Raw genomic sequence first — 14,606 nt, 5'->3', positions numbered from 1 at the left:
GTTATTATCCTCCTCGGCTTTTGCGATAGTTTTGAACATTAAGATATGATTGCTCCAGACGGGGAACATACGTAGAGAAGTCCCGACTGGCCATACCCATGAACAGGATGTCAATAATGTGAAGCTGAGCGATACGCGAAGCCATGTCTCCCCGGCGCATTCCTTCCTCTAATGAAGATGAATACAGTGTGATGTCTGCCAGAGCGGAGATGGCGCTGCTTCGGTACGACGTGATGCTGATCGTGAAGGCGCCGGCGTCTTTGGCACAAGTCAACGCATCGATGGTCTCCGGTGTTTCGCCGGAGTATGAAACAGCAACGGCAACATCGCTTGAAGTCAGGGTAGAGGCTGATGTGATCTGCATATGCGAATCTGCGAAAGCCGTGCAGTTTTTGCCGATCCGGATCAGCTTCTGGTAGAAGTCCTGTGCCACAATGGAAGAGGTAGCCACTCCGTACAGATCAATGCGCTTCGCGCGGCATAGGGCATCCACGGCTCGCTCCAGCTGACCCAGATCGAGCAGTTCTGTCGTATCCCGTATCGAAGTCAGATGATTGGATTCAATCGCCTCGACGATGCCGGCAAGCGCGTTGCCGGCAACGATATCCTGATAGCGCGTATTTCCCGTGCGTGAGGCCATTTCGGCATGAGCGATCTCGGCGGCGAGCTTGAGCTTAAAATCAGGATACCCTTTACACTGAAAGTTCTTACAAAAACGGGTTACGGTGGCAGCGCTGACCTCACACTGCTCTGCAAGATCTTTAATGCCCATATGCACAATCTCGGATGGAGCTGTCAAAATAAACTCTGCGAGCCGTCGTTCCTGACGGGGCAGACTTTCCTTTTCGACAGAAATAATATGCAAGATTGGTGTCATCACAAGCCTCCTTCAAGGTTCCCGGTGAGCTTATTGCCTGGGCATAACGAATGGGATTCCAATTCTGAAAATAATTTTTATAAATATAAAAAAATAAAGAAAATTATTTTTACACCATCATCATAGACCAACCCTCGAGAGGAAGCAAGGACAAAAATCGCCAATACGGGCCAATCGCCCAAATTGTTCGCCTCTTTCGCACCTTCCCCCCTCATCTTACATAAGATGAGTTGACTGTATCCCTTACCCTTGTTAGACCACACATACCCGGGCAAGGAGGGGTGACACCATTGAAGGGGACCGACCATAACAGCAAGTTCTTGTTAACCCACCGTGAACGCGAAGTGTTTGAATTGCTAGTGCAGGACAAAACGACTCGCGATATCGCCGGGCAGTTGTTTATTAGCGAAAAGACGGTGCGTAACCACATCTCCAATGTCATGCAGAAATTAAACGTCAAGGGCCGTTCGCAAGCTGTCGTTGAGTTGATAAAACTCGGTGAGTTGAAGATCTGACACCATGCCGGTTGCATGAACGAAAGCACAGCGAAAGCCTTCCTTCCCGTAGCAACGGGAGTGAGAAGGCTTTTTTGTGTTTTCATTGCGGAAATTCGGTTATATTCTGTGATTGGAAATGGGCAGGAACCGCCATGACAAATACAAGATATGTTAAAATGTTCGCAAATGTATTAATGTAGTAACGTCGTTTATACGTGATCATGGAGTGTAAATCTGCTAATCGTTTTTTAGCTATTTTGTACAAATAGCCTGCACATGTCGGAGGTGAAATAAACATGGGATGGATGATCGGGATGATGACTGGAGCCGTTCTAGTCCTTCTTGCAGTTGTATGGTTCAGACGCAAGAAAAGAAGCGGAAGGGAGCGTAATGTTATCCATCTGAACACAACAACGCGAACCCGGAGCGGTCAGCACGGACAAGCATGCAGTAAATGCCGGCGCAAGCGACAATTAATCTTTTATGCTGATGACGCCGGCGCCGTAAGAGGGCTGTGCACCGATTGCAAAAGAGAGCTTGAGCGGCATCAGGAATTATATCCGGTATAGTATGCTTGGCTGTATATGAGAGGAAGTGCAAGGGGAAACTAACCTTTCGCATTTCCTCTTTTTTGAGTAATAAAGTACATATGCCTTGGACCTTTGCGGAAGGGCGAGGACTCCCTAACTTCAACAAGATTGTGTATAGTGAATTACAGTTCCAAATCGAAAGGGAGTGCAGAACTTGAACAGGTTTGGCAGGCTGAATACACTGCGGAATCAAATCTTCCTTGGATTTATGCTGGTGATGGTGATCGTATTGGCATTGGTCGGGGTGTTTGTATATGATCAGGTTTCGGCTTTGCTGCGTAACAGTGCGGAGAAGCATATTCAGCAGACGGCCGTTCAGGCCACGGGGAAGCTGGATGCGCTGCTCAAGCAGGTGGATACGCTGACGGCCCAAGTCTCGACGAACGCAACGGTTCAGCGCTTTCTGGCGCAGGAGACCGCGGGCAAGCCGATAACATTCGGTGAACGGCAGTCCCTTCAACAGGAGGTTCGTAAATATGAAGCCTATGCTACGGGCATCCGGTCGCTGGAATTATATACGAAGGATTATCGGCGGCTGTTTCCGCTGGATGAAGGAAGTCTGACCAGCCGGGTTAGGGGAGATTGGATTGCTGCGGCAGACCAGGGCATGGGGAAGCTGGTATGGTTCGGTCAGGATCCCCGGGACCCGGATGTGGTGGTAGCGGTACGGAGAATTCGGCTGATTGACCATTCCTTTGCCCACGGCGGGTACTTGCTCGTGAAGCTGGAGAAGGACTATTTTGCACTGGCGGACTCTGCAGGCGGCATGGGCAGCGATTCGCGTGAAACGATGGGATTGTTTGATCAGGCGGGGAATGAAATCTCGTCGGATTTTGCCACCGTGGTGGATGCGAAGGAGGTTTTGCACCGCGAAGGGGAGACGGTTACGGTCGGCCATGAGGACTACATTGCCGTACAGAAACAGTCTGAGGCCACGGGCTGGAACCTGGTCATCCTGACGCCTGTCGACTATACGACGGAGGGGATATCAGTGCTGCGGACCGCGATCATCGTATCCGGGGGCGTGGGTGCGCTGCTGTTCCTGTTCTTAAGCTTTATATTGACCACGATGATCATCCGGCCGATTTTGAATCTGATCAAAGCCATGCGCGGCGTGAGACTGGGAACGCTGAGGCCCATTGCCGTCACCTCGAAGACGATGGAGATCAACGAGCTTAACAATTCGTACAACCAGATGGTGGATTCGCTGAACGAATTAATCGAGGTTGTGTATCAGAAGGAGATCATTCAGAGCCGGACAGAACTTAAAGCGCTGCAGGCTCAGATCAATCCGCACTTTCTTTTTAACACATTGGAAGCGTTTTACTGGGCGCTGGATGATCAAGGGGAAGAAGAGCTGGCCCAAATCGTGGTCGCGATGTCCGGCTTATTCCGTTACGTCATTAACCGCAAAGACGAGGATGAGTGGGTATCGGTCCGGGACGAGCTGGATCATGCCGAGCGTTATTTGATGATTATGAAAATGCGGATGCTGGACCGGTTATCCTGGAAAATCGAGGCGGATGAAGCCAGCAAAAACGTGCCGATTCCGAAGCTGCTGATTCAGCCGATCGTGGAAAATGCGATTCTCCACGGAGTTGAGCAGCGATTGGGTCCGGGCACCGTTATTGTACGGGCGAAGGCCTCGGATCACCCGGGATATACGGTCATTTCGGTTAGCGATGACGGCCCGGGAATGGACGAGGAGACGGTGGCCTCTCTGTATTCCTCCATGGAAAAGGGATACGCGGAATCTTCTAAAAAAAGCGGTGTTGGCATTGCCAATGTAGAGCAACGAATCCGGTTGTATTATGCTTCCGGGCAAGCCGGCCTGCGTATTCACAGCGTGGTGGGTCAGGGAACGACGATCTCATTTCAAATTCCGAATGATTTTCAGGCTAATGGTGGGGAGGGGGAACAGCATGAAAACGATACTGATCGTGGATGATGAGCCGAGAACGAGGGAAGGGGTAAGGAAGACGCTGGAGGCATGGTCGTCGGGTCGCTGCAGAATCGTGACGGCTTCAAGCGGCGTAGAGGCGCTGGAGTGGCTGCAGGATCAGGTGGCTCATCTGGTGGTGACGGACATCCGCATGCCGGAAATCGGGGGACTTGAGCTCATTGAGAGATTGCATGAACTAGAGCATCCGCCGGTCATTATCGTCATATCCGGTTATTCGGAATTTGATTATGCCCGTAAAGCGCTGCAATACGGCGTCGTGGATTATCTCCTAAAGCCGCTGGATAAGCGGAAGCTGGTAACTGCGGTCGAGTCGGCCCTGGAACGCCAGGAAAAAATTGATCGGATTGAGCGGATGGAGAAACTGGTGGATCCCAAGCTCCTCGAGGCGGCGCAGCTGGATAAGGGCTACAGCATTCAGGTGCAGGAAGCGCTGAAGTACGTGGATCAGCACCTTCAGGAATCGGTATCGCTTAAGGAAGTGGCAGAAGTGCTTCACCTGAATTCCAGTTATTTCAGCGTGTTATTCAAAGAGCAAACCGGACTCACCTTCAGCGAATATTTAACGCGTCGCAGGGTACAGCGGGCCAAGGAGCTGCTGGCGGGCACATCGCTGCCTGTCGCGGAAATTGCGGAGAAAGTGGGATACCAAACGGCGAAATATTTCGTGAAAGTGTTCCGTGACCTTGAGGAGGTAAGCCCGAGTCAATACCGCCACAGCGTATCCGATAGCGGAGAGGAAATCCAATAAAAGTGGAATTAGTCCCAATCATTATGACCTTATACATTCATCCCCTCACTGATAAAATTTGATTAAAGCGGTTTCAATACGCGAACAGCATACTAGAAAAGGGGTTGTAAACGTGTTCAACAAAAAATGGTCAGTTCTGCTTCTGACATTGTGTCTCGCTTTGGTCGCAGCTGGTTGTGGATCGAGCAACAGCAGCACCGGGGATTCCGGCAGCAGTGGCAGCGAAGGCGATAAAGTTACGGTAAACTTCATGCACTTATGGCCAGCGGGCGTTTCCGCAGGGCAGAACAAAATCGTGAATCAGATCATCGAAGAATATCAAAAAGAGAATCCAAACGTGACGATCAAACAGGAAGTTCTGGATAATGAACAATACAAAAACAAATTGAAAGTGCTTTCCGCATCAAACGAGCTTCCGGACGTAGGGGTAACCTGGGCAGCCGGATTCCTGAAGCCTTATGTCGAAGGCAAACTGTTTGCACCGGTAGATGATTTGCTGGGCGGTCAGCTTAATGGCAAGTTCGTAGCCGGCACGACCGAGGCTTATGCCATTGACGGCAAAACGTATGCGCTTCCACTCGAGTTTAATATCGCACCGGTATATTACAACAAAACGATATTCGAACAGCATAACCTGGAAGTACCGCAAACCTACGAAGAATTCAAGAACGTCGTGAAAACGCTGTCCGATAACGGGATCGCTCCCGTCGCGCTGGGCAACAAGGATCGCTGGACCGGATCCCTCTGGTACATGTACCTGGCAGACCGGATCGGCGGACAAGAAGCGCTTGCTGGTGCAATCAGCGGATCAGGTTCCTTCAAGGATGAATCACTTGTAAAGGCAGCCGCCGAAGTTCAATCGCTGGTAGATGGCAATGCGTTTGTCAAAGGGTTCAACGGCTTGTCCAACGAGGAAGCGAAATCCGAATTCCTGAACGGCAAAGCGGCCATGTACATGATGGGAACCTGGGAACTGCCAAACTTCACGACCAATGAAGAGATTCCGCAAGAATTCCGCGACAGCGTCGGATTCTTCAAATTCCCGACGGTTGAAGGCGGAAAAGGCGACATTAACAGCTGGGTTGGTGGACCGGGCGTTGGCTTGTTCATCGGCGAAAACTCCAAGGTAAAAGAGGAGTCCAAGAAGTTCGTTGAGTATTTCGTAACCAAATGGGGTGAGCAGTCCGTCACAGGCGCAGGCGTTATTCCGGCAACGAAAGTGGATACCTCGACGCTTGAGCTTCCACAGCTGTACATCGATCTGTTTGATGAAATGAATCAAGCAAGCAGCATTACCTTGTTCGCGGATGTACAAATGGAGGCCAATGCCGCCGAGACGCATCTGAACATGATTCAGGCGCTCTTCGGCAAAGCCGTAACACCGGAGAAATTTTCCGAGGAGCATGATGCAGCGATTTCCAAAGGTAAGTAAGACTCTTTAGGACAACGAAGAAACAGGACCCTGATGTATCCGGGCAGCGATGCCGGATACATCTTTCCTCTAGACCATAGGAAGAAAGGAGTCGGACACTTTGGATAAAGTGATGTCCAACAAAAAAATCATCGCGCTGTATGTTTTGCCCGCACTGCTTGTGATTATGGCCGTCGTTTATATTCCGATCATACTTACCGCCTATTACGGACTGAACGAATGGAACGGCATCGGTGCGATGACCTTTATCGGACTCGATAACTACCAGGCTCTGCTTACGGACGGCAAGTTCTGGGACAGTGCGTGGCACTCCCTGCTGTTAGCCGTATTCTCGGCTGCAAGCCTGATTATCTACCTGGCTGTTGCGATGGTGCTGGCCTCCAAGATCAAGGGCGCCAACCTGTTCCGTAAAATCTATCTCATCCCCATGCTGCTGTCCTCCGTTGCGATCGCGCAGCTGTGGCTGCGCATTTACCACCCGACGAACGGGATTGTGAACAGCTTCCTGGAATCCATCGGGATCACGAACCCGCCGGCATGGCTCGCTGAGCCGTCGCTTGTCTTGTTCGCTTTGTTTATTCCTATTCTGTGGCAGTATGCCGGTTTCTATATCTTGATCTATTATGCAGCTTTGAAGAATATCCCGGCATCGCTGGTGGAAGCGGCCAAGATCGACGGGGCGACTTCCCTGCAAATTGCGTTCCGGATCAAGCTTCCACTCATTATGGAAGTGATTAAGGTGACGATTGTGCTGGCGGTGGTAGGTTCCTTGAAATATTTCGACCTCATCTTTGTGATGACGGACGGGGGGCCTAACGGCGCAAGTGAAGTAATGGCGTCCTACATGTATCACACGGCTTTCCGCGCTTATGATTTCGGTTACGGCAGCGCGATCGGGTTCTTCCTGCTGGTAATCTGTCTGATCGTAACGTGGGTCATACGGAAATTAACGGCATCGAAAGAAACGATCCAATATTCATAAGGAGGAATGCTTCATGATATCCGGAGCCACAGGACAGCTCCAAGACGGGCGCGCCCGGTCCGCAAACGGAGTGGGAGGCAAGCTGGGTTACGCGCTGCTGTATATCGTGCTGATCGGCGTTGCCGTATTCCAGCTGTTCCCGCTCGTATGGCTGCTGCTGTTCTCATTAAAAAACAATCAGGAAGTCTTTGATCTTCCTCCGCTGTCCCTTCCGATGAATCCGCGCTGGGAGAATTATGAGAAGGTATGGAGTGCCGGCAACATCAGCGTTTATTTTCTGAACAGCGTTTGGATCACCGTTGTCGCCACTGCGCTCACGGTCATTCTGGGAAGTCTCGTTACCTTCGCGATTACGAGAATGAAGTGGAAGGGCAGCTCCTTCGTCCTCGGATTATTTATGGTTGCCATGATGATTCCGGTTCACTCCACCTTGATTCCGCTGTTCAGCATTTTCAACAAGGTTGGCCTGACCGATCATCCCGTTTCTTTGATATTGTCGTACGTGGCTTTCAATATGCCGATTACCATTATGATTCTGCTCGGGTTCTATTACACGCTGCCGAAGGAAGTGGAAGAGGCGGCGGTCATGGACGGCTGCTCGGTTCACCGGGTCTTTTTCCGGATCGTCCTTCCGATGACGGGCTCGGTTCTGGCGACGACAGCCATTATCAATATGATCTACAACTGGAATGAGTTTATCTTCGTGAACACGTTCATCAGCTCGGACATGTTTAAGACGCTCACCGTCGGCGTGCAGAACTTTATAGGACAATACACAACCGATTGGGGTGCGATTGGCGCAACCTTGATGATCAGTATTTTGCCAATTCTGCTGATGTTCCTGTTCCTCAGCGATCGTATCGTGGAAGGCATCGCTGCTGGTTCGGTGAAAGGTTAAGTTTCATAGAACTCATCCATTTCCGGATAAAATAAACGAGCCGCTTCAAGGAGACTTCTTGTAGCGGCTCGTTTGCTTTATATGATGCCTGATTCAATCCTCGGTCGTTAAACCCATCCCAGTGCCCGGGCCACCTGAGTGACCAGGAAGGTGGCGCCGATGGCGATGGCCGTCGGGATGGCAAAGGACAGGAACGTCCACTTCACGCTTTTCGTTTCCTTCCAGATGTTGACGAGCGTGGTACCGCATGGATAATGAAGCAGCGAGAACAGCATCATGTTCAGTGCGGTCAGCCAGGTCCAGCCTTGGTCCAGGAAGATTTGCTTGAGGGCAAACATATCGGTAACCTCGGTCAGGGACCCCGTAGCCAAATATCCCATCAGCAGGATCGGCAGCACGATTTCATTGGCGGGAAGGCCGATGATAAAGGCCATCAGAATGAAGCCATCGAGTCCGAGCGCGCGCGCAAACGGATCGAGAAATTCAACGAAATGAATCAGAATGCTGGCATCGCCAATATAGATGTTGGCAAGCACCCAGGTGAGGACGCCAGCAGGCGCCGCTACGATAATGGCCCTGCGCAGTACATAGAGGGTTTTATCCAGAGTCGACCGGAGAATGGTATTCAGTATCTTCGGTTTACGGTATGGAGGCAGCTCCAGCGTGTAGTGGGAAGGAATGCCTTTCAAGGCGGTTTTGGATAGACCCCATGATACCGTGAGCGTGACAACGACACCGATCAGCACCATGCCCATAACAACGGAAGCCGTTACGAGCGTCTGGGCTCCTCCCGAGAAACCTGCAGCCATGAACAAGGAGGCCAGCAGGATCAGGGTCGGCCAGCGACCGTTGCAGGGCACGAAGTTATTGGTCAGAATGGCGAGCATTCGCTCGCGAGGCGACTCGATGATCCGGGTCGACATAATGGCCGCCGCATTGCAGCCGAATCCCATCGCCATGGTGAGGGACTGCTTGCCGTGCGCACCCGTTTTTTTGAACAGGCGGTCCAGGTTAAAGGCTACCCGAGGCAAATAGCCATAGTTCTCCAGCAGCGCAAAGGCTGGAAAGAAGATGGCCATGGGAGGCAGCATGACACTGACAACCCAGGAGGTCCCCCGGAACAATCCGAGAATCAGCACGCCATAGAGCCAATCGGGAGCATGAAGGGCCTGAAAGGCCATCGTCAGGTATCCTTCGATCCAGCCAAAGAAATTTGCCAGCATGGAAGAAGGCACGTTAGCCCCTGCGATCGTTAAGTAAAAAATAACGCCGAGCATGGCCAGCATGATCGGAAATCCCCACAGCTTGGAGGTGAAGATGCGGTCCAGACGCTCGGAACGGTACAGAAGCTCCCGGTTGGTCACGGTGACGGCTTCGCTGCACAGCTCGCGGGATTTTTTGAATAATTCGCCCACGATGTCTTCCCGAACATCCTCTACCTGCTCAGCAGGAATGGCGGCTGTTAGAGCTTCCAAGCGCTTTAGCTGTTCCAAGCGAAATCCCTCCTTTATCCGAAGCCTTTAATCGTTCTTTCAGCGTGGCGATCAGCTTCCGGTCCCCATCGAGAAAGCGGATCGCCAGCCATCTGGCTGGGTATTCGTCGCCAAGAATGTCTCGTAATTCGGACTCCAGGCCGGAAATTCGCGATTCCAGCTGTTCGTTATATTTCATCCGATACGGCGTAGTCGGAGTCTGCCCTGTACACATGAGAAGCAGCTGCTCGGACAGGGTATCCAGGCCTTCGTTATTTCTGGCCGATATCGGAATGACGGGAACCCCGAGCTGATCCGCCAGCTTGCGTGTATTAATCTTGATTCCTTTTTTCTTCGCTTCGTCCATCAGATTCAGGCAGACGATGACCCGGTCGGTCATTTCCAGCACTTGCAGTGCGAGATTAAGGCTTCTTTCCAGCGCCGTAGAATCCAGAACCAGCAGGGTAACGTCCGGTTTCTCAAAAATAATATAATCGCGCGCCACTTCTTCATCGGCCGAGTTGGAGAACAAGGAGTATGTCCCGGGCAGATCGATAAATTGGAAGCGGGTGTCTTTGTAATCGTAATGGCCGCTTGCGAGACTGACTGTTTTGCCGGACCAGTTGCCGGTGTGCTGCTTCAGGCCGGTGAGTGCATTAAAAAGCGTGCTTTTTCCCGTGTTCGGGTTGCCAGCCAGCGCGACGGTAAAAGTTCTCATGATGATATCACCTTACCCCAGATTAACTGACTTTCTTCTTTTCTTAATGCAATGACGGTACCTGCTACTCTATAAGAGGTGGGGTCACCGAGCGGGCTGGCTTTCAGCACTTCGATAACGGAGCCCGGAACGAATCCGAGGTCCAGAAGCCGTCGTTTATGCTCTCCGCGGATACCCACCTGTTCAATCAGAAAACGCTCGCCGAGCGCTGCCTGATGCAAATGCTGCCGATATTTTGTCTCATCCATAAAGTTTAACCTCTCCCTACTAAATTGGGCCGAGCATATATTGTTTCCTCGAAGCAACTTTATGCCTATAGTATGACTGAATGTGTATGTTGTCAACTGGATTCATCAGATATTTATTCCAGTTTCATGCGGCGTTTGACGATGCAATCACCATCTTATGCTTGAAGGGGAAACAAGATCCATGTTATATGTATATATGAGCAATTATTCATATAATTGGAGTGATACCTATATGATATGGGACGTAATCGTTATCGGCGCGGGGCAGGCAGGATTGGCAGCTGGCTATTGGCTGCAGCAGGCAGGGATGAAGTTTCTGTTGTTGGATCGGGGGATGGAGGCAGGTGAAACATGGAAGACGAGATATGATTCCTTGAAGTTGTTTACGCCGAGGACTCATAGTGCCTTGCATGGAATGAGGTTAGAGGGGGATCCCGACGGGTTCCCGGATAAAGATGAGATGGCGTCCTATCTGAAATCGTATGCAGCGCGGTTTAGGCTGCCCATTCAGTTTGAGACGGATGTGAAGTGTGTCCGGAAGGAAGAAGACCGTTTTATAATCGACACCCATCAGGGAGAATATCATGCAAAGGTGCTGATCATCGCTACCGGGCCGTTCCGGCAGCCTCGAATTCCGACGTTTGCAGCATCGTTTCCAGAGGACATTCTCCAGCTGCACTCATCCGATTACAGGCGACCTTCCCAGCTTCAGGAGGGCGGCGTTCTTGTCGTTGGCGGCGGGAACAGCGGGGCACAGATTGCGGTCGAACTGTCACGTGGTCGGGAAACGTATTTGGCCCTCGGACAGCAGCCGCGTTATTTACCCATGACCATTGGGGGAAAGGGCATGTTCTGGTGGTTGGACAAACTCGGCATTTTATCTGCCGGCGGTTCCTCCTGGGTGGGGCGTAAGCTGAAGCGCCGCGGAGACCCGATTTTTGGATATGAATTGAAACAAGCGGTCAAGTGCGGTAAAGTGGTGTTGAAAAAGAGAGCCGTTGATGCCGGCGATTCCGGAATGCGATTCGAGGATGGAACGGAGCTTAAGGTTCAGAATATTATCTGGGCGACCGGCTTTGTTCCCAGCTATGATTGGCTTCAAGTGGATCGAGCGCTGGATCATGAGAAGGCTGTTATTCATACACGCGGTATCAGTCCGGTAAAGGGGCTCTATTATGCAGGTTTGCCTTGGCAGACGCACAGGGGCTCCGCACTCTTGGCAGGAGTTTCACGGGATGCCCGCGAAATCGTTCAAGCCATTATGGAGAAGAGGGGATTAGTTTATGGAAAAAGAGCACCATGAGCTGCTGCACGAAGACGAGGCCATGGAAGCGTCACGACTGCTGAAGGCCATTTCGGATCCGACGCGGATCCGGATTCTTCATTTGCTCTCGCAAGAAGAATGCCCGGTCGGCCATATTGCCGAGGTGCTTGGCATGAGTCAGTCGGCGGTATCCCACCAGCTTGGCTATCTGCGAAGTTTAAGACTGGTCAAATACCGGAGGGAAGGAAATACATATTTTTATACGTATGAAGATGAGCATGTCATCGGGATCTTACGGCAGGTGCTGGACCATATCGCTCATTAGAATCGCCTGACCCGTTCATGCTTGACATTCTGACCGTCCGGCTGTAATGTATTGGAAAATGAATTTCCCGTGAATAACGATCATCAAGGACATGAGGATGCAAGATTCGGCGAGACAGAAAAGAAGCCCTTGGCTGAAAGGCTTCCCCCGCTAGGCTGTGTCCTTCCTACCTTGTAGTTGCCCGCTGTGAACAAGCGGCGCCGGTTTGGCCCGTTACCGCCGTATGAAGCATCTTCAATGGAGCGTCTTTTGCATCCGGTAAGATGGAATCAGGGTGGTACCACGAGCACATTCGTCCCTAGGAGCGAATGTGCTCTTTTTGCGCTCAGGCAGGTTCATTCATGGACATAAGAAGGAGTATGAGGAAGATGCGGCAAAGCCAATTATTGATGACAACGATGCGTGATGTGCCTTCCGAGGCGGAGGCACTGAGCCATCAATGGATGCTCCGCGGCGGCTATATCCGTCAAACGGCAGCAGGAATCTATTCGTATCTGCCGCTGGGATGGCGGGTCTTGCGAAAGATCGAAGCTATTATTCGGCAGGAAATGGATGCCTCCGGCGGACAGGAGATGCTCATGCCCGCTGTTCAGCCCGCCGAGCTGTGGAAGGAATCGGGGAGGTACGATGTTTACGGTTCGGAACTCATCAGGCTGCATGACCGCCATAATCGGGAGTTCGTGCTTGGACCAACCCATGAAGAAGTGATTACGTCCATCGTTCGCCAAGAGATTTCTTCGTACCGGAAGCTGCCAGTCAACCTGTACCAAATTCAGAACAAATACCGGGATGAGCGGCGTCCGCGTTTTGGTCTGCTGCGGGGGCGTGAATTCATGATGAAGGATGCGTATTCCTTTGACCGGAACTGGGAAGGCCTGGATGTGTCCTACCGGAACATGTATGAAACGTATGAACGAATCTTCAGACGCTGTGGCCTGACGTTCCGGGCGGTGGAAGCCGATGCGGGTGCCATTGGCGGACAAGGGGAAACCCATGAGTTTATTGCACTGGCGGATATTGGCGAGGATACCGTTGTTTCCTGCAGTGATTGCAGTTATGCTGCAAATCTGGAGCGAGCGGAGTCTGCGGCTTCAGCTGAGCCTGCAGGAAGAGAATCCGTAAAGACCGACGGAAGCTCAGTTATAGAACGGGTAATAACTCCCAATGTGAAGAGCATTCAGGAATTGACTGACTTCCTGCAAGTCGGCCCGGAGCAATTGATCAAGACGCTGATTTACCACGTGGATGGAGAACGGGTTGCGGTGCTTGTCCGGGGAGACCGCGAAGCAAACGAGGCAAAGGTGAAGTCTTACCTAGAAGCAGAACTCGCGGAATTAGCGAGCGCCGAAGAGGTGATGCAGGCGACGGGAGCCCCAGTCGGGTTTGCGGGACCGGTAGGTCTAACCCTGAAGGTATTGGTCGATTCCGAAGTAGCAGCTATGGCAGAGGGATCGCCGGTGCTAACCAGGGGGATGCTCATCTGAAGGGAGTCCGCCCAGGATATGATTTTTCGCTGGAACACACCGGCGATTTCCGGAATGTAACAGAAGGTGAACCTTGTCCGCGCTGTGGAGCTCCGCTACAGTTTTATCGCGGGATTGAGCTTGGACATGTGTTCAAGCTGGGTACGAAGTACAGTGAGGCTATGAACGCCATGTACCTGGATTCCGACGGACGGGAGAAACCGCTGATCATGGGCTGCTACGGTATTGGCGTCTCCCGCGTCATGTCCGCCATCGCCGAGCAGTGCATCTCGGATGAGCGGTTGGTCTGGCCGATGTCCGTGGCTCCGTTCAAGGTGCACATTATCCCGGTTGCGGTTAAGGATGAGATTCAGATGAAACTGGCTGAACATATCTACAGCGAGCTGAATAAGGCTGGTCTGGAGCCGCTGTTGGATGACCGGGACGAACGGGCCGGCGTCAAGTTCAAGGATGCCGACCTTGCCGGCGCTCCGCTGCGTCTGATCGTTGGACGCGGAGCCGCTAACGGAGAGGTCGAATGGATGGGCCAGGACGGAATCAAGATCACCCTGCCTGCCGAGGAAGCCATCCAGCGCTCATGCGAGGAGGCAGTCCGTCAGCTGGATGGAGCCTTCCAATAAGAGTCGAGATTCATTAAATTGGAGATGAGAGGGAAAGAACTTTACGCGTAACGGATGGAACCTATATCGGATATTAGAATAGCTTTAAAAATATAGTGGAAAACGTGCATGTCAGTAGGAGGGAAGGCAACCCAATCTTTTTTTGAGGTTGCCTTATTGTTTTGTTAGAAGGGGGACGTTGCATAGGCTTACATGATTACGATAATGATGCAGCCGATCTAGGCTTTATAATGAACGAGCTCGAAGCAGCGGAGCAGACGAATCGATTCCGGAAAAGCGGCAGCGTTCGCCTTTGCCCTCGGATTTTTACAATGGATAAATACAGTAAGGAAAATCCGAGGGCAACAGCGATTGGAGGAACGATACGTATGCGCAGCGTCCTCTAGTGAAACATAGTAACTTGCTCGCTTCAATCCTCTAACCAACATGCAGGGCAGCCTTGTATACATATCCCGAATACAGGCTTATGATGAAGGAGTCGGAATTGA

At 51.6% G+C, this 14,606-nt stretch carries 13 protein-coding genes and 1 pseudogene; 10 read left to right on the top strand and 4 right to left on the bottom strand.

Translation table 11 applies throughout. From position 1 onward, the window contains the following. Positions 1-4: 4 nt before the first annotated feature. Positions 5-877, bottom strand: a complete 873-nt coding sequence (locus AK95_RS29430; RefSeq protein ID WP_071223467.1) for a MurR/RpiR family transcriptional regulator — start codon at positions 875-877, stop codon at positions 5-7. 290 nt (positions 878-1,167) lie between these two features. On the opposite strand from AK95_RS29430, the gene AK95_RS29420 reads away from it, so the two are divergent. The 7 genes from AK95_RS29420 to AK95_RS29390 all read left to right on the top strand — a co-directional run bounded on the left by AK95_RS29420 (position 1,168) and on the right by AK95_RS29390 (position 7,987). Then, complete coding sequence (locus AK95_RS29420) at positions 1,168-1,392, top strand: helix-turn-helix domain-containing protein (protein WP_006208732.1); 225 nt, start codon at positions 1,168-1,170, stop codon at positions 1,390-1,392. Between the two features lie 278 nt (positions 1,393-1,670). Further along, a complete protein-coding gene (locus AK95_RS29415) occupies positions 1,671-1,943 on the top strand; it encodes a hypothetical protein (protein ID WP_071223465.1) in 273 nt (90 codons plus the stop codon). 175 nt (positions 1,944-2,118) lie between these two features. Continuing rightward, on the top strand, positions 2,119-3,912 hold the full coding sequence (locus AK95_RS29410; protein ID WP_071223464.1) for a cache domain-containing sensor histidine kinase: 1,794 nt from the start codon (positions 2,119-2,121) through the stop codon (positions 3,910-3,912). After that, on the top strand, positions 3,887-4,675 hold the full coding sequence (locus AK95_RS29405) for a response regulator transcription factor (RefSeq protein ID WP_071223463.1): 789 nt from the start codon (positions 3,887-3,889) through the stop codon (positions 4,673-4,675). Before AK95_RS29410 ends, AK95_RS29405 begins: the two co-directional genes overlap by 26 nt. A 112-nt stretch (positions 4,676-4,787) precedes the next feature. Beyond that, a complete protein-coding gene (locus AK95_RS29400) occupies positions 4,788-6,107 on the top strand; it encodes an extracellular solute-binding protein (protein WP_071223462.1) in 1,320 nt (439 codons plus the stop codon). A gap of 100 nt (positions 6,108-6,207) precedes the next feature. Then, positions 6,208-7,089: a carbohydrate ABC transporter permease gene (locus tag AK95_RS29395; RefSeq protein WP_071223461.1), complete on the top strand. Its 882-nt coding sequence runs from the start codon at positions 6,208-6,210 to the stop codon at positions 7,087-7,089. A 13-nt stretch (positions 7,090-7,102) separates the two neighbouring features. Beyond that, complete coding sequence (locus AK95_RS29390) at positions 7,103-7,987, top strand: carbohydrate ABC transporter permease (protein WP_071223460.1); 885 nt, start codon at positions 7,103-7,105, stop codon at positions 7,985-7,987. Between the two features lie 107 nt (positions 7,988-8,094). On the opposite strand, the gene AK95_RS29385 is transcribed toward AK95_RS29390, so the two are convergent. From AK95_RS29385 to AK95_RS29375, 3 genes are read right to left on the bottom strand one after another with little or no spacing between them, the layout of a single operon-like run. Next, positions 8,095-9,480, bottom strand: coding sequence for a nucleoside recognition domain-containing protein (locus AK95_RS29385; protein WP_083397757.1), 1,386 nt, complete (start codon positions 9,478-9,480; stop codon positions 8,095-8,097). Beyond that, on the bottom strand, positions 9,431-10,177 hold the full coding sequence (locus AK95_RS29380; protein ID WP_071223459.1) for a FeoB small GTPase domain-containing protein: 747 nt from the start codon (positions 10,175-10,177) through the stop codon (positions 9,431-9,433). The genes AK95_RS29385 and AK95_RS29380 overlap by 50 nt, the downstream gene beginning before the upstream one ends. Continuing rightward, positions 10,174-10,425, bottom strand: a complete 252-nt coding sequence (locus tag AK95_RS29375) for a FeoA family protein (protein WP_071223458.1) — start codon at positions 10,423-10,425, stop codon at positions 10,174-10,176. The genes AK95_RS29380 and AK95_RS29375 overlap by 4 nt, the downstream gene beginning before the upstream one ends. 235 nt (positions 10,426-10,660) lie before the next feature. Here AK95_RS29375 and AK95_RS29370 point away from each other — a divergent pair, with 235 nt between their 5' ends. The 3 genes and pseudogenes from AK95_RS29370 to AK95_RS29360 all read left to right on the top strand — a co-directional run bounded on the left by AK95_RS29370 (position 10,661) and on the right by AK95_RS29360 (position 14,118). After that, complete coding sequence (locus AK95_RS29370; protein WP_071223646.1) at positions 10,661-11,728, top strand: flavin-containing monooxygenase; 1,068 nt, start codon at positions 10,661-10,663, stop codon at positions 11,726-11,728. Further along, on the top strand, positions 11,709-12,014 hold the full coding sequence (locus AK95_RS29365; protein ID WP_071223457.1) for an ArsR/SmtB family transcription factor: 306 nt from the start codon (positions 11,709-11,711) through the stop codon (positions 12,012-12,014). The genes AK95_RS29370 and AK95_RS29365 overlap by 20 nt, the downstream gene beginning before the upstream one ends. A 368-nt stretch (positions 12,015-12,382) precedes the next feature. After that, positions 12,383-14,118 (top strand): annotated as a pseudogene (locus AK95_RS29360) (proline--tRNA ligase). Positions 14,119-14,606 lie beyond the last annotated feature (488 nt).

Origin of the sequence: Paenibacillus sp. LC231 (assembly GCF_001860525.1) — a bacterium.
GTDB lineage: Bacteria > Bacillota > Bacilli > Paenibacillales > Paenibacillaceae > Paenibacillus_AQ.
Note: the sequence above shows the minus strand (reverse complement) of the source record. Positions and strands in the feature narration are given on the sequence as shown.

What these genes read in the sequence shown, in the direction of transcription:
- AK95_RS29365 (WP_071223457.1), top strand. Translation starts at nt 11,709, where the DNA reads ATGGAAAAAGAGCACCATGAGCTGCTGCACGAAGACGAGGCCATGGAA.
- AK95_RS29390 (WP_071223460.1), top strand. Translation starts at nt 7,103, where the DNA reads ATGATATCCGGAGCCACAGGACAGCTCCAAGACGGGCGCGCCCGGTCC.
- AK95_RS29430 (WP_071223467.1), bottom strand. Translation starts at nt 877, where the DNA reads ATGACACCAATCTTGCATATTATTTCTGTCGAAAAGGAAAGTCTGCCC.
- AK95_RS29405 (WP_071223463.1), top strand. Translation starts at nt 3,887, where the DNA reads ATGAAAACGATACTGATCGTGGATGATGAGCCGAGAACGAGGGAAGGG.
- AK95_RS29380 (WP_071223459.1), bottom strand. Translation starts at nt 10,177, where the DNA reads ATGAGAACTTTTACCGTCGCGCTGGCTGGCAACCCGAACACGGGAAAA.
- AK95_RS29415 (WP_071223465.1), top strand. Translation starts at nt 1,671, where the DNA reads ATGGGATGGATGATCGGGATGATGACTGGAGCCGTTCTAGTCCTTCTT.
- AK95_RS29375 (WP_071223458.1), bottom strand. Translation starts at nt 10,425, where the DNA reads ATGGATGAGACAAAATATCGGCAGCATTTGCATCAGGCAGCGCTCGGC.